This window comes from Streptomyces candidus (assembly GCF_014207445.1).
GTDB classification, from domain to species: domain Bacteria; phylum Actinomycetota; class Actinomycetes; order Streptomycetales; family Streptomycetaceae; genus Streptomyces; species Streptomyces candidus.
In genome coordinates this window covers 343,232-362,863 of sequence record NZ_JACHEM010000001.1, presented here as the reverse complement: position 1 = coordinate 362,863, position 19,632 = coordinate 343,232, and the positions used below count along the sequence as shown (strand labels likewise).

The window sequence follows — 19,632 nt, the reverse complement described above, 5'->3', positions numbered from 1 at the left end:
CCCCGCCCCTCCTGTACGTACGTCCGCACCCGGACGCCCACCCCACACCCCCAGGGACGACATGACCCAGCACCTCGCTGCCCCTGCCCCTGCCCCCGCCACGGCCGCCACGCCCACCGAGTGGTGGCGCGACGCGGTGATCTACCAGGTCTACCCGCGCAGCTTCGCCGACGGCAACGGCGACGGCATGGGCGACCTCGCGGGCATCCGCAGCCGCCTGCCGTACCTCCGGGACCTGGGCGTGGACGCCGTCTGGCTCAGCCCCTTCTACGCCTCCCCACAGGCGGACGCCGGGTACGACGTCTCCGACTACCGGGCCATCGACCCGATGTTCGGCACGCTGCTGGACGCCGACGGCCTGATCCGCGACGCCCACGAACTGGGCCTGCGCGTCATCACCGACCTCGTCCCCAACCACTCCTCCGACCAGCACGACTGGTTCAAGCGCGCCCTCGCCGAAGGCCCCGGATCCGCCCTGCGCGAGCGCTACCACTTCCGCCCCGGCAAGGGCGCGAACGGCGAACTCCCGCCCAACGACTGGGAGTCCGTGTTCGGTGGCCCCGCCTGGACCCGTACCACCGACCCCGACGGCACGCCCGGCGACTGGTACCTGCACCTCTTCGCCCCCGAGCAGCCCGACTTCAACTGGGAGCACCCGGCCGTCGCCGACGAGTTCCGCTCGATCCTGCGCTTCTGGCTGGACATGGGCGTCGACGGGTTCCGCATCGACGTCGCCCACGGCCTCGTCAAGGCCGCGGGCCTCCCCGACATCGGCTCCCACGACCAGCTCAAACTGCTCGGCAACGACGTCATGCCGTTCTTCGACCAGGACGGCGTGCACGCCATCTACCGCTCCTGGCGGCAGATCCTCGACGAGTACCCGGGCGAGCGCATCGGCGTCGCCGAGGCGTGGACCCCCACCGTCGAACGCACCGCGAACTACGTGCGCCCCGACGAACTGCACCAGGCCTTCAACTTCCAGTACCTGGGCACCCACTGGGACGCCGACGCGCTCCGCGAGGTCATCGACACCTCGCTCGCCGCGATGCGCCCCGTCGACGCCCCCGCCACCTGGGTGCTGTCCAACCACGACGTGACCCGGCACGCCACCCGCTTCGCCAACCCGCCCGGCCTCGGCACCCAGATCCGCACCGCGGGCGACCGCGAGCTGGGGCTGCGCCGGGCCCGCGCCGCCACGCTGCTCATGCTGGCCCTGCCCGGCTCGGCGTACGTCTACCAGGGCGAGGAACTGGGTCTGCCGGACGTCACCGACCTCCCCGACGAGGTACGCCAGGACCCGTCCTTCTTCCGCGCGGCCGGCCAGGACGGCTTCCGCGACGGCTGCCGGGTGCCTATCCCGTGGACGTCCGCCGGCTCCTCGTACGGGTTCGGCACGGGCGGCAGCTGGCTGCCCCAGCCCGCGTCGTGGGCGGACCTGTCCGTGGAGGCGCAGACCGGCGACCCCGCCTCCACCCTGGAGCTGTACCGCTCCGCGCTCGCGGTGCGCCGTGACCACCAGGGCCTGGGTGCGGGCACGGACGTGACGTGGCTGCCGGACGCGCCGGCCGGGGTGCTGGCCTTCGCCCGCGAGGGCTTCGTCTGCACCGCGAACGCCTCCCACGCCCCGGTGCGCCTCGCCGCCCCCGGCCGGCTGCTGCTCGCCAGCGGTGACGTCGTGGTCGTCGACGGCGAGCTGGAACTGCCCGCGGACACCACCGTCTGGTGGGCCGTGTGACGCTGACGACGCCGGGGAGCGGCGCCCCCGCTCCCCGGCTGGCCCACATCGCCGCGCAGGCCGAGGTCAGCGAGGCCACCGTCAGCCGTGTCCTGAACGGCAAGGCGGGCGTGGCCGACGGCACCCGGCAGCGGGTGCTGGCCGCCCTCGACGTGCTCGGTTACGAACGGCCGGTACGTCTCAAACAGCGCACCCCGGACCTGATCGGGCTCGTCATCCCCGAGCTGACCAACCCGATCTTCCCGGCGTTCGCCCAGGTCATCGAGCAGACCCTGGCGGGACGCGGCTACACGCCGGTCCTGTGCACGCAGACCCCCGGCGGCGCGACCGAGGACGAACTCGTCGAGCAGCTCGTGGAACGCGGCGTCGGCGGCATCGTCTTCCTCTCCGGGCTGCACGCCGACCTCTCCACCGATCCCGCCCGGTACTGGGCACTGGACGCGCGCGGCATCCCGTACGTGCTGATCAACGGCTACAACCCGGCGATCAGCGCCCCGTACGTGTCCCCGGACGACCGGGCCGCCGTCCGGATGGCCGTCGGCCACCTCGCCGATCTCGGCCACGAGAGGATCGGCCTGGCGGTCGGCCCGGTGCGCTACGTCCCCTCCCGGCGCAAACGCGACGGGTTCATCGACGCGCTCGCCGAGCTGCTCGACGTCCCGGCCGACCGCGCCGAACTCGCCGTCCAGCACACCCTGTTCAGCGTCGAGGGCGGTCAGGCCGCCGCGGGCGAGCTGCTGGACCAGGGGTGCACGGGCATCGTCTGCGGGTCCGACATGATGGCGCTCGGCGTCGTCCGCGCGGCCCGCGAACGGGGGCTGCGCGTCCCGCAGGACGTGTCGGTGGTCGGGTACGACGACTCGCCGCTCATCCCGTTCACGGACCCGCCGCTCACCACCGTCCGCCAGCCGGTCCAGGCGATGGCGACGGCCGCGGTCGGCGCGCTGCTGGAAGAACTGGGCGGCAGCCCCGTGCAGCGCACGGAGTACGTGTTCCAGCCGGAGCTGATGGTGCGCGGGTCCACCGCGATGGCGCGGGTCTGACCTGCCGGTTCGCGTTCCCCTCCGCTCTCATTTCTCGTCCTGCGCAAGGGATTGACCTCCTCCGGGGCGGCTCGTACCGTTCCTCCGCAAGAAGCTGCTGACTTCTTGCAGCAAGAACATGCAGTCGGCGGCGTGCGCCCCCTCGCACGCCGCCGACGGCTATCCCCAGAGCCGCACGCCTCCCCCCTCACAGGCCGTATCCAGGCCGCCCACGCAGGAGGAATCCCCATGGCCCGCAGACTGCTGTCCGCCATATCCGCGGCAACCGCCGCCCTGCTCGCACCTGCCGCGGTGCTCGTCGCACCCGCCGCCACCGCCCAGGCCGCACCGGCCGGTGACCGGGACGTCACCGCGGTGCTCTTCGAGTGGAAGTTCTCGTCCGTCGCCCGCGCCTGCACCGACTCCCTCGGCCCCGCCGGGTACGGGTTCGTCCAGGTCTCGCCTCCCCAGGAGCACATCCAGGGCGGCCAGTGGTGGACCTCGTACCAGCCCGTCAGCTACCGGATCGCCGGACGGCTCGGCGACCGCGCCGCCTTCAGGAGCATGGTCGACACCTGCCACGCGGCGGGTGTGAAGGTCGTCGTGGACTCCGTCATCAACCACATGGCCGCCGGCGACGGCACGGGCACGGGCGGCACCGCGTACCGCAAGTACGACTACCCCGGCCTCTACTCGGGCGCGGACATGGACGACTGCCGGGCCGAGGTCACCGACTACCGCAACCGCGGCAACGTCCAGAACTGCGAACTCGTCGGACTCGCCGACCTGGACACCGGTGAGGAGTACGTCCGCACGAAGATCGCCGGGTTCCTCAACGACCTGCTCTCGCTCGGCGTCGACGGTTTCCGCATCGACGCCGCCAAGCACATGCCCGCCACCGATCTCGCCGCCATCAAGGGCAAGTTGAGCGACCCGGGCGCGTACTGGAAGCACGAGGCCATTCACGGCGAGGGCGAGGCGGTCTCGCCGGGCGAGTACCTCGGCACCGGCGACGTGCAGGAGTTCCGGTACGGGCGCGGACTCAAGCAGGTGTTCACCGGCGGCGGCAGGCTCGCCGACCTCAAGAACTTCGGGGCGGGCTGGGGGTTCATGGAGTCCGGGAAGTCGGCGGTCTTCGTCGACAACCACGACACCGAGCGCGTCGGCGACACCCTCAACTACAAGGCCGGCAGTGCCTACACGCTCGCCCACGTCTTCATGCTGGCCTGGCCCTACGGCGCACCGGACGTCCACTCCGGCTACGAGTGGACCGACAAGAACGCCGGGCCGCCCGGCGGCGGACAGGTCAACGCCTGCGGTGCGGACGGCTGGAAGTGCCAGCACTCCTGGCGCGAGATCTCCTCCATGGTCGGCCTGCGCAACACTGCCAAGGGGCAGCCGGTGACCGGCTGGTGGGACAACGGAGGCAGCCAGATCGCCTTCGGGCGCGGCGACCGGGCGTACGTCGCCCTGAACCACGAGGGCTCCCCGCTCACCCGTACCTTCCAGACCGCCCTGGCGGCGGGCGACTACTGCGACGTGCAGAGCGGGCGTCCGGTCACCGTGGACGGCTCGGGCCGCTTCACCGCGACGCTGGCCCCCGGTACGGCCGTCGCCCTGCACGCGGGGGCACGCGACTGCAAGGCGCCGACGGTGGAGAGCGGCGCGTCCTTCGGCGTGCGGGCCACCACCCAGTACGGGCAGAACATCCACGTCACGGGTGACCTGCCCGCCCTCGGCAACTGGAACCCGGCCGCCGCGCCCAAGCTGGACCCGGCCGCGTATCCGGTCTGGAAGCTGGACGTGCGCCTGCCGGCGGGCACCTCCTTCTCGTACAAGTACGTGCGGAAGGACGCCGCCGGGAACGTCACCTGGGAAAGCGGCCCCAACCGCACCGCCACCATCCCGCCCACCGGCCTCCTCCCCCTCACCGACACCTGGCGCGACTAGTCAGTGACCCAGCCGCCCCCCCCGCCCGGCTCCCCGGGCGGGGGCCGACTGACGTGCACCCCCCTCCGACCCCCTCCCACCTGCCCTTTCGCCCCACCTCCGCCCCCGCTGCCACCCTCCCAACTACTCCCCCCGCACAAAGGGTTGACCCCCACCCGCCACCCTCGTAGCGTCCCGTGCAAGAACTTTCTGCTCCCTTGCAGCAAGAACATTCAGCGGCCGATCGGCCGACGCGCGCCGTTCCGAGGAGACCCTGCCCCGTGATACCCACACCCCTGCGAAGAGCGGCCGCCGGCGCCGTGACCGTGGCGCTGTGCGCCACGCTCGCCCCCGCCGCCCCCGCGTTCGCGGCACCGAAGCCGCCCGTGCCGCCCCCGCCGTCCGACGCCAGGCTCGCCGCCGAACCCGCCCGGCACGACCTGACCCGGGACCAGTTCTACTTCGTCCTCCCGGACCGGTTCGCGAACGGGGACCCGAAGAACGACCGCGGCGGCCTCACCGGCACCCGCCTCGACCACGGCTTCGACCCCGTCGACAAGGGCTTCTACCAGGGCGGCGACCTCAAGGGCCTCACGCAGAAGCTGGACTACATCAAGGGCCTGGGAACGACCGCCATCTGGATGGCACCGATCTTCAGGAACAAGCCGGTGCAGGGGGCGGGCAAGGACGCCTCCGCCGGGTACCACGGCTACTGGATCACCGACTTCACGCAGGTCGACCCGCACTTCGGGACCAACGCCGACCTGGAGACGCTGATCGACAAGGCCCACGCCAAGGGCATGAAGGTCTTCTTCGACGTCATCACCAACCACACCGCCGACATCGTCGACCACGCGGAGAAGAAGTACGGCTACCGCCCCAAGGGGTCCCACCCGTACCTCGACACGAAGGGCCGCCCCTTCGACGACCGCGCCGGCCGCATCCCGAAGGTCGACGCCGACTCCTTCCCGTACACGCCCACGCCGCGCGCGGGCGAGCGGAAGACTCCGGGGTGGCTCAACGACCCGCTGATGTATCACAACAGGGGTGACTCGACCTTCGCGGGCGAGAGCGCCGAGTACGGCGACTTCTCCGGCCTCGACGACCTGTGGACCGAACGTCCCGAGGTCGTGAAGGGCATGGAGAAGATCTACGAGAAGTGGGTCCGCGACTTCGACATCGACGGCTTCCGCATCGACACCGTCAAGCACGTCGACATGGACTTCTGGACCCAGTGGGCGACCGCACTGGACGCGTACGCGAAGAAGCGCGGCCGCGACAAGTTCTTCATGTTCGGCGAGGTCTACGACTCCAGCCCGGCCGCCAACGCCCCCTACGTCACCCGGGGCCGCCTGGACGCCACCCTCGACTTCCCCCTCCAGGACGCCCTGCGCGCATACGCCTCCCAGGGTGCGGGCGCCGAGAAGCTCGCCAAGGTGTACGCGGCCGACTACCGCTACACCACCGACAAGGCCAACGCGTACGAGCAGGTGGCGTTCACCGGCAACCACGACATGGGCCGCATCGGCGCCTTCCTCAAGCAGGACAACCCGCAGGCGGACGACGCGGAACTCGTCCGGCGCGCCCGCCTCGCCAACGAGCTGATGTTCCTCGGCCGCGGAAACCCGGTCGTCTACTACGGCGACGAGCAGGGCTTCACCGGCCCCGGCGGCGACAAGGACGCCCGGCAGACCCTCTTCGCGTCGAAGACGCCCGACTACCTCGACGACGACCAGCTCGGCACCGACCGCACTCACGCGAGCGACGCGTACGACACCGCGCACCCGGTCTACCGGTCCATCGCGGCCCTGTCGCAGCTGACGAAGGCGCACCCCGCGCTGCGCGACGGCGTGCAGGAGGAGCGGTACGCCGCGGACTCCGTGCTCGCCTTCTCCCGTACGGACGCGGCGCGCAAGGTCGAGTACGTCGTGGTGACGAACAACGCCACGACGCCGCGGACCGTCCGGGTCCCGACCGCCTCGGCGGGCATGAACTTCCGTCCCCTGTACGGCACGTCGGACGCGGTACGCAGCGGGGCCGACCGCACGGCCGAGGTCACCGTCCCCGCGCTCTCCAGTCTCGTCCTCCAGGCGGAGAAGCCGCTCGGGGCACCGGCCGCCGGCCCCGCCCTCACGCTGAAGGCCCCGGCCGCCGGAGCCACCGGCACCGTCGAGATCGAGGCCGCCCCCACCGGCGGACAGCTCAACCGGGTCGTCTTCGCCGGCCAGACCGGCAACGGTCCCTGGAAGGTCCTCGGCTCCGCCGACCACGCCCCGTACAAGGTCACCCAGTACCTCGACCCGAAGACGGTGCCCGCCGGAACCGCCCTGCGGTACAAGGCAGTGGTGGTGGACAGCGCCGGACGTACGGCCGGTGCCCTCGCCTCGACGACGGCCGGACAGGCCCCGCCGGCGGAGAAGCCGCGCGCCGGGGACCGTGCGTACGCGGTCGTCCACTACCGGAGGGCCGACGGCGACTACGACGGCTGGCAGCTCAAGTCCCCGGCCGGGACAGGGGCGTTCACCGGGCGCGACGCGTACGGCGCGTTCGCGTGGGTGAAGCTCGCCGAGGGAGCCACTTCCTTCCCGTACACCGTGGAGAAGAACGGCACCGCCGACGGCCCGGCGCGCACCGTCGACCTCGCCGCCACCGGCGAGGTGTGGGTCGAGCAGGGCAAGGACGGGCAGCTCACCAAGGCACCGGACGGCACGTACCCGCCGCAGGACAAGAGCAAGGCGGTGCTCCACTACCAGCGCGCCGACGGCGACTACGACGGCTGGGGCCTGCACGTCTGGGCCGGCGCCAAGGACCCGACCGACTGGGCGAAGCCGCTGCCGCCGGTGCGGAAGGACGCGTACGGCGTGACGTACGAGGTCCCGCTCGCCGCCGGGGCCACCTCCCTGTCGTACATCCTGCACAGGGGCGACGAGAAGGACCTCCCCACCGACCAGTCCCTGGACCTTGCGACGTACGGCCACGAGGTCTGGGCGCTCGCCGGACAGCCGAAGTACGTGCTGCCGCAGGCCGGCGGCGCGGGCTCGCTCGACCTGACCAGGGCAGAGGCGCAGTGGATCGACCGGGACACCGTCGTCTGGAAGGTGAAGGCGAGCGAGGCGACCAGCCAGCAGCTCGTGTACGCGCGTGACGGCGGCATCGAGGTCGTCGACGGGGCGCTCAACGAGGAGGGCCGTTGGCTGCGCCTGAACCTGGGCACCCTGACCGATGCCCAGAAGGCCGAATTCCCGCACCTCAAGGACTACCCGGCGTTCACCCTCGACGCACGCGACCGCGACCGCGTCGACGAGTCGCTGCGCGGACAGCTCATCGCCACCCAGCGGGCCGCCAACGGAGCCCTGCTGGCCGCCACCGGCGTGCAGATCCCCGGCGTCCTGGACGCCACGTACGGTGCCCGCGCCACCCGGGCCGACCTCGGACCGGTCTTCCGCGACGGCGGACGCCCCGTCCTCTCCCTGTGGGCGCCCACCGCCCAGCAGGTCACCCTGGAAATCGGTGGCCGCGAGGTCCCCATGCGGCGTGACGACCGCAGCGGCGTCTGGTCGGCGACCGGCGACCGCAAATGGGTCGGACAGCCCTACCGCTACGCGGTGAAGGTGTGGGCGCCGAGCGTCCGCAAGGTCGTGACGAACCGCGTCACCGACCCGTACTCCACCGCCCTCACCACCGACTCCGCCCGCAGCCTCGTCGTCGACCTGAACGACCCGAAGCTGGCCCCCAAGGGGTGGCACACGCTGCGGAAACCGGCCGCGAAGCCGCTCCGCGAAGCACAGATCCAGGAACTGCACGTACGGGACTTCTCCATCGAGGACAGGACCTCCCGGCACCCAGGCCAGTACCTGGCCTTCACCGACCGCGACTCCAAGGGCTCGCAGCACCTGCGGGAGCTCGCCGCGGCCGGCACCAACTACGTCCACCTGCTCCCCGTCTTCGACATCGGCACCGTCCCCGAGAAGAAGTCCGCACAGGCCACCCCCGCCTGTGACCTGAAGTCCTACGCTCCGGACTCCGACGCCCAGCAGGCCTGCGTGGCGAAGGCCGCCGCCAAGGACGCGTACAACTGGGGCTACGACCCGCTGCACTACACCGTCCCCGAGGGCTCGTACGCGAGCGACCCCGAAGGCCCCACACGCACGGTCGAGTTCCGGCGGATGGTGCAGGCGCTCAACGGCAGCGGCCTGCGTACCGTCATGGACGTCGTCTACAACCACACCGTGGCCGCCGGCCAGTCGGACAAGTCGGTCCTCGACCGCATCGTGCCCGGCTACTACCAGCGGCTGACCGAGGACGGCTCGGTCGCCACCTCCACCTGCTGCGCCAACACCGCGCCCGAGAACGCCATGATGGGCAAGCTCGTCGTGGACTCGGTCGTCACCTGGGCGAAGCAGTACAAGGTCGACGGCTTCCGCTTCGACCTCATGGGCCACCACCCGAAGGCCAACATCCTGGCCGTGCGAAAGGCCCTCGACGCCCTGACGCCCGCCCGCGACGGCGTCGACGGGAAGAAGATCGTCCTGTACGGGGAGGGCTGGAACTTCGGCGAGATCGCCGACGACGCACGCTTCGAACAGGCCAGCCAGAAGAACATGGCGGGGACGGGCATCGCCACCTTCTCCGACCGCGCGCGCGACGCGGTGCGCGGCGGCGGCCCCTTCGACGAGGACCCGGGCGTCCAGGGCTTCGCGAGCGGCCTGTACACCGAGCCCAACTCCTCGACGGCGAACGGCACCCCGGCCGAGCAGAAGGCCCGCCTCCTGCACTACCAGGACCTCCTCAAGGTCGGCCTGACCGGCAACCTCGCCGACTACACCTTCACGGACAGCAACGGCCGTACGGTCAAGGGCTCGCAGGTCGACTACAACGGAGCGCCGGCCGGGTACGCGGCGGCCCCCGGCGACGCGCTCGCCTACGCGGACGCGCACGACAACGAGACCCTGTACGACGCGCTCGCCTTCAAGCTCCCCGCGAAGACGTCGGCCGCCGACCGCTCCCGCATGCAGGTCCTCGCGATGGCCACGGCGGCACTCTCCCAGGGCCCGGCGCTCTCCCAGGCGGGCACGGACCTGCTGCGCTCGAAGTCGCTGGACCGCAACTCCTACGACAGCGGCGACTGGTTCAACGCGATCCAGTGGGACTGCCGCACGGGCAACGGCTTCGGACGCGGCCTGCCCCCGGCCGCCGACAACCAGCCCAAGTGGCCCTTCGGCAAGCCCCTGCTGGCGAACCCGGCACTGAAACCGGGCTGTCAGGAGATCACGTCGGCCTCCTCCGCCTACCGGGACCTGCTGAGAATCCGCACGACGGAGAAGGCGTTCAGCATGACCACCGCCGGCGAGGTGCAGGCGGGCGTCTCCTTCCCCCTCTTCGGGAAGGACGAGACCCCGGGCGTCGTCACGATGCGGGCCGGGAACCTGCTGGTCGTCTTCAACGCGACACCGGCCGCACAGCGGCAGACGATCCCGGCGCTGGCGGGCACCCCGTACACGCTGCACCCCGTACAGGCACGAGGCTCCGACCCCCGGGTCAAGCAGGCCACCCACGAACCGGGCTCGGGAACGTTCACCGTGCCGGCCCGAACGGTGGCGGTGTACACCACCCGCTGACGCAACTGTCCCACCGGACAACGCAACTGTCCCTCCACCCCGCGCCCCTCCAGGGGCGCGGGGAACCGCGCACCCACCCGCACAGCCGACCGCCGCTCCGGGGCGCCCCTCCAGGGGCGCCGGGAACTGCGCGACCAGCCACCCTCCCACCCGTACCATCAAGCCCCGCGGCCAGCGGTTTCGGGAAGGGGCGGGGAGGGCCCGGCGCCGCAGGCAACCGCCCCCCACCGCCCCGGAGGGCCACGCACAACCACCCCGCCGCGCCACGCGCACCCGCCCCCGCCCCGCCCCCGCCCCCGCCCCCGCCCCGCAGGGCCCCGCGCCACCCGCAAGTGGTGAACAATGGCCCCCGTGTTGGGGAACCTCCCCGAGGAAACGACCAGCTTCGTCGGCCGCCGCCCCGAACTGGCCCGCGTGGACCACGCCCTCGGTACGCACCGCCTGATCACCCTCACCGGCCCCGGCGGCGTCGGCAAGAGCCGCCTTGCCCTGCGCGCGGCCCGCCACGCCGCTCCCCGCCACTGCGACGGGGTCTGGTGGGCGGACATCGCCCCGCTCCGCGACGACCAGCTCCTCGTCGCGACCGTCTCCGACGCCGTCGACTTCGCCGACTACGCCGACCACGCCCGGCGCATGCCCGCCGAGGCCCTCTGCGAATGGCTGCAGGGCAAACAGCTGCTCCTCGTACTGGACTCCTGCGAACGGCTCGCCGCCGCCTGCGGCCACCTCGTCGCGGAACTTCTCACCACCGCCCCGGGGCTGACCGTCCTGGCGACCAGCCGGCAGCCCCTCGGGTCCCGGGGCGAGTTCGTCCTCGACGTGCCCCCGCTGCCGCTGCACGGGCCGGACGGCGCGGCGGCCCTCTTCCGCGACCGGGCCCGCCGGTACGTTCCCGGCCTGTCCGTCGACGGCTCCGACGCCACGGACGATCCGGCCGCCGCGGAAGCCGTGGACGCGATCTGCGCCCGCCTCGAAGGCGTTCCCCTCGCCCTGGAACTCGCCTGCGCCCAGCTGAGCCACCCGAGCGGCGACCCGAGCGGCGACCCGAGCGGCGACCCGGACGACACCACGAGCGAGGCCGACAGTACGAGGCACGCCGGCAGCACCGAGCACCCCGACGGCACCGGGCCCGCCGACAGCACCGAGCACCCCGACAGCACGAGCGACGCCGACGGCACGACCGGAAGGGTCCAGTCCCTCGCCCGCCGCCTGCTCGCCTCCCCGCTGGACGTCCTCGCCCAGGACGGCACCTGGCCCCCGCGGCACCGTGCCCTGCGCACCGCCATCGGCTGGAGCCACGAGATGTGCACCCCGCTGGAGCGTCTCCTGTGGGCGCGGCTCTCCGTGTTCCGGGGCGACTTCGAGGAGGCGGAGGCCCGCGAGGTGTGCGCGGGCGGCCCGCTCGACGGCGACGCCGTCTCCCGCACGCTGCACGATCTGATCCGCAAGTCCGTCGTACACGAGGACCGCGGCCTGGACCGGGCCGGCCAGGAACAGACCCGCGACCGGCACCAGCAGCAGGACCAGCACCCGTACCCGCACCAGCCCCCGCACCACGGCCCGCCCCGCCCCCGAACCCGGTCCGCCGAGCCGAGCCCGCGCACCTACCGCATGCTCGACACCCTCCGCGAGTACGGCGCCATGTGGCTGCGCGAGCTGGGCGAGGCCCCGCCCGCCGCGGCCCGCCACGCCGCCTACTACGCCGACCTGGTCCGCCGGGCCGAGGAGAACTGGCTCGGCCCGCAGCAGGCCGACTGGTACCGGAGGGTCGGAGCCGCCCACGCCGACCTGTGCGCCGCCCTGGACCACTTCCTGGAGGCCGCACCCGAGCGTGCCCTCGAAATGGCGGGCCGGGTCGGCTTCTTCTGGGGCTGCTGCGGCCACCTCCCCGAGGCCCGCAGCTACCTGACCCGCGCCCTCGAACTGCACAGCGCGCCCGGCCCGCACCGCTCCCGCGCGCTGTGGGCGCTCGGCTTCACCGCCACGGTCTCCGGCGACCAGGACAGCGCGAAGTGGCTGGGCGAGCAGTGCGCGGTGGCCGCCTGGCAGGCGAAGGACCCCGAGGACATGCTGGCCGCCGCGTACCTCCTCGGCGTCACCCACCTCATGGCGGGCCGCCCGCTCGCCGCCCACACGCTCACCGACCGGGCTCTCGCCGCCCGCCCCGGCGCACCCTTCGACTCCCCTTCCCAACTGCGCTGCCGCTTCGTGCGCACCTACGCCCTGACCGGCCTCGGCCGTCTCGACGAGGCGCACGCCGAGGCGCACGCCCTGCGCGAACTGTGCGCGGAACACGGCGAGGTGTGGACGCGTTCCTACGCCGAGTACGCCCTGTCGCTGATCGCCCTCCTCCAGGGCCGGCCGGACGAGGCGGCCGAGTACGCGCGCGCGATGCTCGACAGCAAGCACCTCATCGGCGACAGCTACGGCACGGCACTCGGCCTCGACCTGCTCGCGGCGGCTCTCGCGTACGGCGGGTCGGGGGAGGAGGCCGCCCGGGTGTACGGACTGGGCCAGGCCTACTGGAGCAGGGTCGGCCAACCGCAGCGCGGGACGCCGGAGTTGACCCCGGTGCGGGAGGAGTGCGAGCGGCGCGCGCGGGCCGGGATCGGTGACGCGGCGTACGAGCGGGCGTACGCGGAGGGCCTGGCCGCCCACCCGGACTCCACCCTGACCCTGGCCCTGTTGCGCCCGCGCCCCTGACGTGCGGGGGGACACGGGGCCAAGCCGTCGGCTGCTCGCAGGCCACGGCGTGGACGCCGCGGAGGGAGCCGCGGGGGACCGTCGCGCAGGTTGCGCCGGGCCCCTTGTGCTCGTTCGGACGAGCCGGGCGCGAACCGCCCGGGAGTCGTGGGTGACCATCGGATGTATCGCTCGTTCTGCGTAATGTGCGACGCCCACAGGATGTCATCAGCCGCCCCCGCAAGCCCACCGACGCCCCCGCTGCCCACCCCGGCAGAACCGGCGACGAAGCCGACGCCGAGGCCACGCCCGCCGACCCCGCAGCCACCGTGGCGGTCGGCGTCGAGCAGGCGGAGGCCGCGCTCGTCGAGCACTACCCGCGCCTCGTTCGCCTCGCCTACCTGGTGCTGCCCCCGCACCTCGGGCGCAACCGCCGTGTCCTGACCGCCCACTCGCTCGCCCAGCGCGCCCTGCCGCGCGGCCGGACCGGCCGCACCCCGCAGAGTGTCGCCGGCATCCCGCTGCCCCGCCCCGAGACCGGGTCAACGGCAACCGCCGGGACCTCGGGCCGCGACCGCGGCCACGCCTACGTACGCCAGCAGGTGCTGCGCCGCGCCCTGGAAGCCGAGCAGCCACTGCTGCGCAGGGCCTGGCCCACCCGGTCGCAACTGCCGCCGCTGCTGCCGCAGGTGTGGGGGGTCCGGCTCTTTCCCAAGTCCGGCGGGGCGGACGAACTCGCCCTGGACCAGAAGCTCGCGGCCCTCACCGGCGCGGGCCGCGCCGCGTACGTGCTGCGCACGCTGGAGCGGCTGACCGACCCGGAGGTACGCGGGGTGCTCGACGGCTGCGGGGTCGCCGACCCGGCGGCGGCGCTCGCCGAGGCGGACACCGTCGAGCCGTCCGCACTTCTGGAATCCGCCGAGTTCGACCCGTGCTCGCTCCAGGCCCGGCCCACCGACCTGATGCGCCGCCGCCACTTCACCCGCGCCGCTGTCGCGGCCGTCGCCGCCCTCGCCGTCGGCGCGGTCCTGATCGGCGGCACCGATGGGGCGTCCGGGCCGCTGTACGCGCAGAACCCCTCGGCGGAACGCGCGCTGGACCCGGCCCGGCTGACGATCGCCCCGGCGGACGCCTGGAAGACCTCCGACCGCACGGACTTCTCCGTCTGGCCGGTGCGCGGATCGCTCGCCGAGGACTTCGCACTGCTGGGCCGCGCCCTCGCCGTGTGGGCCCGTCCCGGCGAGAGCGCCGGTGTCTCCGCGACCCCCCAGACCCCCACCGGTCCGGCGATGGGCCCGCCGCAACTCCTGTACGCCGGTGAAGTGGACGGCGCGAGGGTGGTCGTCCTGTACGACGGGCTGCGTCTGGTCCGGTACGCCGAGCCCGTCGACGGAAGCGCCGGCGTCGTCCTGGACTTCGCCCGCGTCGACGGTGCCTCGGAGGCGTCCGCGGCCGCGGTGGTCGTCGCCCGCACCGACACCCACGTCCGCTACCTCACCGCCCCGTGGGCAGACCGGGTCGCCGTCCGTGACCTGCTGGACCCCGCCGCCGCGCCCCGCGCGCTGCGGCGTGCCCCCGACGGCATCACCGACCCTCTCGCCGCGCCCTCGACGTCCCGCGACTGCCGCACCTGGGACGCCATGGAGGTACGGGACGCCACCGGCACCCGCACCCTCACCGACCTGGGCGAACTCACCCCGGCCCGGCTCACCTCCGGTCCGCCCGCCGCGCCGGCGGACCTCAGGTCGACGGCGGACCGGGAGCGCTGGGCGCACACCGCGTGCCTGCTGCCGACGGTGCGTTCGCGCGGAGTGCGCAGCGTCAACTCGTGGGCGTACGCCGCCCAGGCCCTCCCCGAGTCGAACGGCACGGCGCACTGGGTGTGCACCCGCGCCGAGACCTGGCGGGGCAACGGAAGCCGGGTGTTCGCCCAGTTCCAGCCGCCCGGCCCGGGCAGGGGCGCGCCCGGTGCGGTCGCCGCGAAGGCGGAGAACTCGGCGGCCTGCGGGGCGAAGGACCCGAAGGTGCTCGCCGGGGTGCTGTGGAAGGCCAAGGCCGGAGCGCCGTACCTGCTCGCGGCCGGGAACGACGAGTTCGCGTCGCTGTCGGTGCGCGGCGGCGCCGCGGGCAGCTCCGACGGCAACCTCCTCGCCGTACCGGTGACGGCGGGCACAGGGGCCGACCTGAGCGGAAAGCTGAAGGACGGGACGGAGGCGGACGTGCTGCGGTGAAGCGCGCGGCGGGCCGACCCGGGTGGCGGCGGTGCACCGCTGTCGCCCGGAGAAAGCGGGGAGCGGCGGAGGAAGCGCTGCCGGGCCACTGTTCGTTGCACGTCGGGAGCTGTGCGCCGGGCGTGGGCGCCGGAGGCTCCGGGCGTGCGAAGGGCCGCCGCGCCCGACCGGCACCACGGTGCAGGTTCCCGTTGGCACTCCGGCCCTCGCTCGCGCCGAAACGGGAGCGGCGCACCGCCCGTACCCCGTTGAACAGGGCTTTTGCGGTACGCGTCGGCTGTGGGCGGGCGACGGCGGGACCGGCCGCCGGGAGGGGTGGACGACCCGTGCCGGGCACGGGGGCTCGTTCCTGGTCCGCGTCCTGCGGCGGCCCGGGGGCGCTTCCTCCTCGACCTCAGGGGAGAGGTGAGCGGCGGTGGGGACCCTATAGGGGCAGCTCAGGGGCCGATCGGGGCCGGGCCCTGCTGCCCCGATCACGGGCCTGGCGGTTACGCTGGTGGGATGACGACCGGGGTGCGCCGCAGGATGGGCGTCGAAGAGCGCAGGCAGCAACTGATCGGCGTGGCGCTGGAGTTGTTCAGCCATCGCTCGCCCGATGAGGTCTCGATAGATGAGATAGCCGCCGCCGCGGGCATCTCGCGACCGCTGGTCTACCACTACTTTCCCGGCAAGCAGAGCCTGTACGAAGCGGCCCTGCGGCGTGCGGCGGACGAGCTCGCCGCCCGGTTCCAGGAACCGCACGAAGGGCCGCTGGGGGCGCGGCTGCTGCGGGTGATGAGCCGCTTCTTCGGCTTCGTCGACGAGCACGGCCCCGGGTTCTTCGCGCTGATGCGGGGCGGCCCGGCCGTCGGTTCGTCCACGACGAACGCGATGATCGACGAGGTCCGGCAGGCCGCGTACGAGCAGATCCTCGACCATCTGGGTGTCGGCGAACCGTCCGCCCGGCTCGCGCTGGTCGTCCGTTCCTGGGTCTCGCTGGCCGAGTCGACCGCGCTGCTCTGGCTCGACGGGCGCGAGATCCCGCGCCCCGAACTGGAGTTGAAGCTCGTCCACGACTTCGCGGCGCTGATGGCGGTCAGTGCGGCGTACGATCCGGAAACGGCGTCCCTCGTACTGCGGATACTGGCCGACGAACCCTCCGACGGCCCCTTCGGTGAACTGGCCGGCCGGCTGGCCCTGCTGGAGCCGTTGCTGCCGGTGGTGCCGGGGCCGCGGGCGGCGACCGGCTGAACCGGGTCGCCGTCGGGCCCCGCCGGTCCCACGACCCCGGCGGCTTCGCGTCCCGGCGGGCCCCAGTGCCGGACCTTCCGCGAGGTGTCCGGCCGAACTGCCGCGCCGGGCACGTCACTTGTAGATGACGGTCACGTCCTTGAAGCCGAGGGAGCGCAGCAGCCCCTGGAGCATGCCGGTGGTGTTCTTCTCGGCGCGGGCGGTCAGCCCGCTGTCCTTCGCGGCCTCGCCGATGCGCTGGGCGGCGAGCCGGTGCACGGCCTGCTCGTCGTTCGGGTTGTCGGAGAAGAAGTCGCCCAGCCGGTCGAGGAGACCGCGCTGTTTGGAGACGGCGTACGAGCGGTCCGGGTCCAGCGCGGGCTTGCCGAGGGTGGCGTGCGGGAGCCGGATCGTGGCGGCGGTCCGGTCCTCGTTCACCGTGACGTCACCCGCACCGAGCCCGCCCATCGCGACGCTCGCTCCGACGGTGCCCGCGCCGACGTACAGCGTGCGGGTGCCCCGGATCGCGTCGGGCAGGAGCTTGGCGTCCTTCTCCAGGTCCACCACGACCTGGAAGTTTCCGGCGGCTGCCTCGTAATTGCTCATGTCCTGAAGGGACTTGAGGACGGCGGGCCCGGTCCTGTCCTTGGTCTCGGTGCCGAAGAGGTCGCCCAGGCCCGGGATCAGGAACAGCCGGGTGCCCAGCAGGAGCACGGCGAGCAGGGCGAGCAGCACGCCGGGGATCTTGATCCAGAGGGAGACCCGGCGGCGCGGCGGCCGGGCGGCTTCGGGGGCGACGGGTCGGGGGTCGTCCGTCGCCGGGTTCTCCGTAGGCGCGTCTGTGCGTTCCATAGGGGTCGGGTGCCCTCTGCGGGGGCCGCTCACGCGGCAGTTGCCGTACTGCTCGTGATCGACACCCCCGCGGCCCTCACCTTCCGTGCCGCAGGCGACTCGGCCGGCTACCGGGCGGTGGGGGAGAACGGGGCGAAGGAGGCCCCGGGCGGGCCCCCTCGTACGCGGTGACGCTGCTGGAGAAGCCGCTGACCCCCTCCCCGTGATCAGCCGGTCGTCAGACGGGCGCGGAGACGGGCGACGGCCTCGTCCGGGATGCCGAGGCCGTCCCGTACGTACGCCTCCATCGAGCCGTACTTCTCGTCGACCTCGGCCAGCGCCGCCTTCAGGTACTCCGGTACGACACCGATGACCGCCTGTGCGATCGCCGGGTCGCCGCCCTTCGCGACGAAGCCGTCGATGAGCGGGACGAACGCCTCCCGCACCGCCTCGTCGACCGCCAGGTACTCCGCCTCGACGGTCTCGGCGTCGGCCCCCAGCAGGATCAGTACGATCGTCGCCGCCCAGCCGGTGCGGTCCTTGCCCGCCGTGCAGTGGAAGAGCAGCGGGCCGGCGTCCGGCGCGGCCAGCTCGGTCAGGAAGGTGCGGTACGCGGCGACCGCCGACGCGGAGGAGACCAGCGCGCGGTAGGTGTCCTCGAACATGGCCCGCGCGCGCCCGCCGCCCAGGTGCTCCTCGGCGAGCTGCGGGTCGGACAGGACGTGCTTGAGCTGCGCGGCAGCCGGCCTGTCGGCCGCGTCGCCGCGCGCGGCGGCCTCCGAGATGGTGTCGGCCAGTGCGTCGGCGACGACGTGGCGCACCCCGGCCGGCACGCGGTCCGGGTGGTCGTGGCGCTCGGCCGCGCTGCGGAAGTCCACGATCGTCGCGAGGGCGAGGTCCGCCACCACCGGGTCGGCGGCCGGGTCCAGGCGGTCGAGCTGTCCGGCCCGCAGGACCAGGCCGGGGCGGACGGTGCGGCCGCCGGAGAGGGGGAGGCCGCCGAGGTCGCGGAGATTGACGACGGTGGTCGAGACGAGTGCGGTCATGGTGGCGGGACTCCTGCGGCGTGCGTGAGGGGTGGAGGTCGTACGGGCGCTCCACGAGACGGTACGCGGGCCCTGCTCAGGCCGCCCGGCAGGGCCGGGGGACCAGCCCGCCGAGACCGATGCCCAGCGCCAGCGCCGCGAAGTGCCCGACGTCCGTGAAGGTGGGGCGCTCGCGGTTGAGGAGGGGGCGGGCGCCGACGGCCAGCAGCCCGGCGCGGGCGGCGAACCGCAGCGGCCCGGCGGGCAGGGCGGCGGTCAGGGCCCCGAGGACGGTGTTGAACCCGTAGCTGGTGCCGACGTCCACCGCGGAGCGCGTCGCCGAGTCCGCGCGGTTGGCGCGCAGCCCCCCGTACACCAGCAGCGTCGCCCCCGCGTGGCCGAGCAGGAACACCCCGGCCGCCCACCACGCCCCGTACGCGTACTCGGCGTACCCGAGGACCGCGAGCAGCAGGAGCGCGTACGGCAGCGGCATCGGCTCCTCGACGACGACCGCGCTGGTCAGCAGGGTGCCCCAGCGGCCCCCTTCGAGCTGGTCGACGTTGGTGGAGCAGGCCCGCAGGAAGGTTTCGCGGGCGTCGTCGTCGAGGTGACGGCGCACGGCGTGCGCGGCGAGCTGGACGCCGCCGACGTAGGCCGGGGCGAGCACGGGGAGGGCAGGGAGGTGCATGGGGGCATGATCCCGCATGGGGCGTAACGGGCGCATCAGTTGGGGCGTTCGGCCCCGGTGGGTCGGCGGGGGCGGCACGGTGGGGGGATGCGCAAGCGAGTGACAGTGTGGATACCGGCCCTGGCGGCCCTCCTGCTCACGACGGGCTGCGGCGCGCAGGACGTGCCGCCGGAGGCGGCCGGGACCCTGGAGGAACTGGCGGCGAAGGCGGGCTGCGTACCGGAGCCGGGGACGTCGTCGGCGGAGATCAGGCAGGCCAATTGCCGCACGGACGAAGGTGATTACCTGCTGGCCACGTTCGCGACCGACCGGGGACGGCAGGAGTGGCTGGACTCCGCGAACGACTACGGCGGCAGCTACCTGGTCGGCCGCAAATGGGTCGCCGTCGGCGACGAGGCCGTGCTCACCGCACTGCGCGGCCGACTCGGGGGAAGCGTGGAGAAGGGGGAGAGCCACTCGGGGGACGGGGAGAAGGGGCCGGCGGACCACCGCGGTCACACGAGCCATACCCGTCACACCGGGTCCGTCGGCTTCGGCGTACGGACGACGCCCCCGGCCCGGTAGACACCCGGTGGGGCAGCCGATCGGTCCGGCAGCCGCTTGGTCCGGCAGTCACCGTACGCGTGCGACGGCCCGCCGGGTGGGCCGGCGGGCCGTCGTGG

At 73.3% G+C, this 19,632-nt stretch carries 11 protein-coding genes; 8 read left to right on the top strand and 3 right to left on the bottom strand.

All coding sequences use genetic code 11. The annotated features are described in order from the left end of the window. The first annotated feature begins 61 nt into the window (after positions 1-61). The 7 genes from HNQ79_RS01520 (at position 62) to HNQ79_RS01490 (ending at position 16,447) form a co-directional block, all read left to right on the top strand. Positions 62-1,735 carry a glycoside hydrolase family 13 protein gene (locus tag HNQ79_RS01520; RefSeq protein ID WP_185025949.1) on the top strand — a complete coding sequence of 558 codons (1,674 nt, stop codon included), beginning with the start codon at positions 62-64 and terminating at the stop codon, positions 1,733-1,735. Then, positions 1,720-2,778: a LacI family DNA-binding transcriptional regulator gene (locus tag HNQ79_RS01515; RefSeq protein ID WP_221507251.1), complete on the top strand. Its 1,059-nt coding sequence runs from the start codon at positions 1,720-1,722 to the stop codon at positions 2,776-2,778. Before HNQ79_RS01520 ends, HNQ79_RS01515 begins: the two co-directional genes overlap by 16 nt. A gap of 228 nt (positions 2,779-3,006) precedes the next feature. Beyond that, a complete protein-coding gene (locus HNQ79_RS01510; protein WP_185025945.1) occupies positions 3,007-4,707 on the top strand; it encodes a carbohydrate-binding module family 20 domain-containing protein in 1,701 nt (566 codons plus the stop codon). 260 nt (positions 4,708-4,967) lie between these two features. After that, entirely contained in the window at positions 4,968-10,304 is a 5,337-nt protein-coding gene (pulA, locus tag HNQ79_RS01505; RefSeq protein WP_185025944.1) for a pullulanase-type alpha-1,6-glucosidase, read from the top strand. 342 nt (positions 10,305-10,646) lie between these two features. Beyond that, positions 10,647-13,007 carry an ATP-binding protein gene (locus tag HNQ79_RS33410; protein ID WP_229923151.1) on the top strand — a complete coding sequence of 787 codons (2,361 nt, stop codon included), beginning with the start codon at positions 10,647-10,649 and terminating at the stop codon, positions 13,005-13,007. Positions 13,008-13,192: 185 nt separating this feature from the next. Beyond that, complete coding sequence (locus HNQ79_RS01495; RefSeq protein WP_221507174.1) at positions 13,193-15,217, top strand: hypothetical protein; 2,025 nt, start codon at positions 13,193-13,195, stop codon at positions 15,215-15,217. A gap of 501 nt (positions 15,218-15,718) precedes the next feature. Next, entirely contained in the window at positions 15,719-16,447 is a 729-nt protein-coding gene (locus tag HNQ79_RS01490) for a TetR/AcrR family transcriptional regulator (RefSeq protein ID WP_185025941.1), read from the top strand. Positions 16,448-16,561: 114 nt separating this feature from the next. On the opposite strand, the gene HNQ79_RS01485 is transcribed toward HNQ79_RS01490, so the two are convergent. The 3 genes from HNQ79_RS01485 to HNQ79_RS01475 form a co-directional block, all read right to left on the bottom strand. Continuing rightward, the gene (locus HNQ79_RS01485; RefSeq protein ID WP_185025939.1) at positions 16,562-17,278 is read right to left on the bottom strand and encodes a DUF4230 domain-containing protein; all 717 of its coding nucleotides are present in this window, start codon (positions 17,276-17,278) and stop codon (positions 16,562-16,564) included. Positions 17,279-17,484: 206 nt separating this feature from the next. Next, on the bottom strand, positions 17,485-18,303 hold the full coding sequence (locus HNQ79_RS01480; protein ID WP_185025937.1) for a tyrosine-protein phosphatase: 819 nt from the start codon (positions 18,301-18,303) through the stop codon (positions 17,485-17,487). A gap of 76 nt (positions 18,304-18,379) precedes the next feature. Beyond that, a complete protein-coding gene (locus HNQ79_RS01475; protein ID WP_185025935.1) occupies positions 18,380-18,970 on the bottom strand; it encodes a rhomboid-like protein in 591 nt (196 codons plus the stop codon). Positions 18,971-19,057: 87 nt separating this feature from the next. On the opposite strand from HNQ79_RS01475, the gene HNQ79_RS01470 reads away from it, so the two are divergent. Continuing rightward, positions 19,058-19,534: a hypothetical protein gene (locus tag HNQ79_RS01470; RefSeq protein WP_185025933.1), complete on the top strand. Its 477-nt coding sequence runs from the start codon at positions 19,058-19,060 to the stop codon at positions 19,532-19,534. Positions 19,535-19,632: the final 98 nt, after the last annotated feature.